Raw genomic sequence first — 4,105 nt, forward strand, 5'->3', positions numbered from 1 at the left:
GGTTGGGTGAAGGGTTCGGATGCGTAATTATACAATTACATCAATGCGTTAGGATGGAATCCGGGCTGAGCGAACACGGATTCAGGATCATGGCCATCAGTCCGTCGAGGATGGCAGTGACGATACCGGTCGTCAGCGTGCTCTGGATCGTGGCGATAGAGCCGAAACGACTGGTGATATCCCCAAGGTGACGCCTTTCGAAGAAGGTCGCCGGTAACCGCAGCAGGTGGGCGAACAGGCCGTTGAGCCATTGCAGGCGCACGTCTGCGGAAATGCGCAGAACGATCCATCCGCGCAGCGCCTCGATCGTCGTCTGCATGAGCAACAGTAAACCGAAGCCCATCGCGAGCAGATGCAGAAACTCCCGGTCCGACGTGACCAGCACGTCGTCGATGAGGAGTTGATTGAAAAAGGGGGCTGCCAGCGCGAAAACCTCGAGCGCGACGGCCAGCAGGAATACCTGGATCAGTGCCAGGCGCAACCCGTGTGTGTGGCCGACGAGGTCGCGTAGCCGCAGTCTCCGCCGCTCGTCGGCCGTGCGAAATTCCGGGCGCGGCACGAGTTCCAGCGCGACACCGGTGAAGTGCCGGGATACCGCGTCGAACGGCAAGCTGCGAGGACCGACGGCGGGATCGATGATCGAGACTTTTCCCCTTGAGACCTTTTCCAGGATCACGAAGTGGTTCAGGTCCCAGTGCAGGATGCACGGCGTCCGCAGCCGGGGGAGTTCATCCAATTCGAGCCTGAGAGGGCGTCCCGACAGCCCGAGGAACTCGGCGTGCCGAATGAGGGTGGCAAGCGTGCTTCCCTTCAGGGAGACCGCAAAGCGTCGCCGGAGGTCGCCGATGTCGACTCGGTAGCCGAACGCGTTACAGACCATCGCGAGACAGGCGAGGCCGCATTCGCCCGCTTCGGACTGCAGGATCGGGCGTACGCGGCTCATGAGCGTCTTGCGAAGGCGATTAGCGGCTCGAACAGCCATTCAAGGATGGTTCGCCGTTCCTGTACGATGTCCGCTTCGACCGACATTCCAGAGCGCAATCCGTAGCTTTGGCCGAATGCGGCCACTTCCTGCCCAGCAAGGGAAACAGTGATCCGGTACAGGCCTTCAGGCTTGGGCTGCTGGCCGAACAGGGCCTGCAGCGAAGGAGGTAATTCGTTCGGAGCGAAGGCGCTTCGGCTGATCGCGGAGACCGTGCCATAATGGACTCCAAACTTCTGGTACGGAAAGGCCGCGAAACGCACCAGCACCTGTTGCCCCTCTCTGACGAAACCCACGGTGCGGCTCGGCGCATAGAGGTGGGCGTCCAGCGGAGTCGAGGCGGGTTGCATCGCGGCGAGACTTTGTCCGGCGGCGACGCTTTGTCCGGAACTGACGGCAAGGGCTGTGACCGTTCCCGACCCGCCCGCAGTGATCGCCGCGAAGCGCCTGATGCGGTTCTCCGCGTCTTCCTGATTCAAGCCCGCGAGATCGCGCTCGAGAGCCGCGATGTCTGCGGCCAATTGAGTATCTACTAGCCGCAGTTCCATCATGCTGGCATTGCGATCCTTGCGGGCGCCGACCAAGCTGCGCTCCATGGATCGAAGGCGCGCCTCCTGGTCGATCAGGGCCTCCTGATGCTGTTGGACCTGATTCGAAGAAACAAAGTGGCGAACCGCGAGTTCCTCATAGCGTTGCAGAGCGGCGGCGGCGATTCCCTGTCGGCGCTTCTGTAGATCGATCTCGTCTTCGAGTTTCTGGATCTCGAGATCCGAGTCTCGCAGCCGAGATTCGATCGCCTGCTTCTGGAGACGTGCATTGCTTTGCAGGGCCTGCCTTTGGGAAGACAGCGCATGCCGACGGTTTTCGATCTGCTCGGCGACGAGGGTTGTGGTTTCGCGGGGGCCATCCCGGGACTCGGTGGTTCGGTCGGTGTCAAGAACCATCAGCACCTCGCCGACCTTCACAAACTGGCCCTCTCGGACCCGAATTTCGGTGACGCGGCCGACGACTGGGGCCACCACATTGAGCTCCCCCCCGTGCGGGGCTAGGATTCCGGGGACCCGCGCTTTACGCGCATACGAGCCGAGAACTCCGTATGCAACAAGAGAAGCCGCCAACAAGGCGGCAATGAACACAATGGTCCATGCCGGCGGAGAATTGGTAGCTCTCAATCCGCCGATCCACGACGCGACACGACTCTCAAGGACTTCGGGGCGAAACAGCAAATCGTCTCCAAGGAAACTCCTGTCATGCACAACAGGAGGACGATACACGGGCTAAGATGCTATGACGAGGGGTTATATTTAGAACAGTACAATACCGAGTGCTGCTGGTCAATATGCTCGGCGACACAGGGATGCCGGAAACCGCCTGCCTTGTTCAGCGTCGCCAAGGCGGAGCCCTCTACAAGATCGATTACTTGCCGGTCGATATGCCGCGTGTCGCAAGCCCCGCGCGAGCGCGCCGCGAGAATAACAGTATTCCTTTCGCGTTCCGGTGCAATCTATCCAGAAGTATGAGGTTGTCGGCGTCGCGCGGAGCGATCGTGTCCCGGGGCGTGGTGTAAGAAGCGTCAGCAGAGGCGGTCGGCGGGTCATGGTCTCCGGTTTGGCAGGAGCGCGTGTCAGGCTGCGACCGCAGGCAGGCTGACGTTGGGATGTCAGCCAACTTCGGCGAGCGTTTCCAGCGTCATGTAACGGCGCTGCAGTGCCCATTCATCGTCCTGCTCGAGCAGCAAGGCGCCCACCAGGCGGTAGATGGCCGCCTCGTTGGGGAAGATGTCTACGACGTCGGTGCGCCGCTTGCTCTCGCCGTTCAGACGCTCGAGCGGGTTGGTGCTGTGGATCTTGGTGCGGTGCTCCTTCGGGAAGCTCATGTGGGCGAGCACGTCCTCTTCGGCCTCATCCATCAGCCGGGCGATTTTCGGGAAGCGCTCATGCAACTGATCGGCAACCGTGCGCCATTGGTCGCGGGCCGCGCGCTCGGTGGTCTGTGCAAAGATCGTGGCGACTAGGGCGGAGACGACGCGGCGCTGCCCGGCCGGGGCATGGACGAGCGCATTGCGCATGAAATGCACCCGGCAGCGCTGCCAGCTCGCCGAGATGACCTTGCGCACGGCGGCCTTGAGCCCCTCGTGGGCGTCGGAGATCACCAGCTTCACACCACGCAGGCCGCGCCGGGTGAGGCTGCGCAGGAAGTCGGTCCAGAACGGCTCGGCTTCCGAGGCCCCGACCTGTATGCCCAGCACCTCGCGCCGCCCGTCGGTGTTCGCCCCGATGGCGATTATGGCGGCCACCGAGACGATCCGGCCGGCCTCGCGCACCTTCAGGTAAGTGGCATCGATCCACAGGTAAGGCCAGTCGCCCTCGATGGGGCGCTGCAAGAACGTCTGCACCCGCTCGTCGATCTCGGCGCACAGGCGCGAGACCTGGCTCTTGGAGATGCCGCTCATGCCCATGGCCTGCACCAGATCGTCGACCGAGCGCGTCGAGATGCCCTGCACGTAGGCTTCCTGAATCACCGCAGCGAGAGCCTTCTCGGCGGTGCGCCGCGGCTCCAGGAAGGGCGGGAAATAGCTGCCCTGGCGCAGCTTCGGGATGCGCAGCGCCACCGTGCCGGCGCGCGTGTCCCAGTTGCGCTCACGGTAGCCGTTGCGCGAGTTCGTGCGCGCATCCGAGCGCTCGCCGTGGGCGGCGCCACAGCGGTTGTCGACATCCATGTCCATCAGGCGCTGGGCCACGAAGCCGATCATCTCGCGCACGATGTCGTCGGCGTCGGCCTTCTCAAGCAGCTCGGAAAGCTGCATCCTGTCTTGGGTCATCGGGTTCTTCCTCATGGTTCGGTTGAAGTGTCGCAACTCCTACCTTACCGAAGTTCTCCGATGACCCGCCGACTTCGCGCCCGCCGTGGTGGCCCTGCAGGGCCACCACGGCGAACACCTCACCCACTCACGCTGTTACACCACGCCCCGGGACACCGCCCGCGGAGCCGCAGATGCGTCTCGCGCCGTAGCGGCCAGATCGTTGCATCCTCCGACGGAACAGGGAGGTTCCGTCGCAGCCGTCCCATCCCTCTGCGGGAATCCTTAGCGTACGTTTTTTTCCATTTCGTGAGCTGACCCCT

The 4,105-nt window shown here is 62.9% G+C and carries 3 protein-coding genes; all 3 read right to left on the reverse strand.

All coding sequences use genetic code 11. The annotated features are described in order from the left end of the window. Positions 1 to 40 precede the first annotated feature (40 nt). The 3 genes from M622_RS36980 to M622_RS36990 all read right to left on the reverse strand — a co-directional run bounded on the left by M622_RS36980 (position 41) and on the right by M622_RS36990 (position 3,803). A complete protein-coding gene (locus M622_RS36980) occupies positions 41 to 943 on the reverse strand; it encodes a cysteine peptidase family C39 domain-containing protein (protein ID WP_021250776.1) in 903 nt (300 codons plus the stop codon). Next, entirely contained in the window at positions 940 to 2,208 is a 1,269-nt protein-coding gene (locus M622_RS36985) for an HlyD family secretion protein (RefSeq protein WP_169375159.1), read from the reverse strand. Before M622_RS36985 ends, M622_RS36980 begins: the two co-directional genes overlap by 4 nt. Before the next feature lie 434 nt (positions 2,209 to 2,642). Then, positions 2,643 to 3,803 (reverse strand): IS256 family transposase, encoded by a 1,161-nt coding sequence (locus M622_RS36990; RefSeq protein ID WP_031347497.1) that lies wholly within the window; start codon positions 3,801 to 3,803, stop codon positions 2,643 to 2,645. Between the last annotated feature and the right edge of the window lie 302 nt (positions 3,804 to 4,105).

This window comes from Thauera terpenica 58Eu, from assembly GCF_000443165.1.
Lineage (GTDB): Bacteria > Pseudomonadota > Gammaproteobacteria > Burkholderiales > Rhodocyclaceae > Thauera > Thauera terpenica.

Coding starts and splice junctions, on each gene's coding strand:
- M622_RS36990 (WP_031347497.1), bottom strand. CDS start 3,803: ATGACCCAAGACAGGATGCAGCTTTCCGAGCTGCTTGAGAAGGCCGAC.
- M622_RS36980 (WP_021250776.1), bottom strand. CDS start 943: ATGAGCCGCGTACGCCCGATCCTGCAGTCCGAAGCGGGCGAATGCGGC.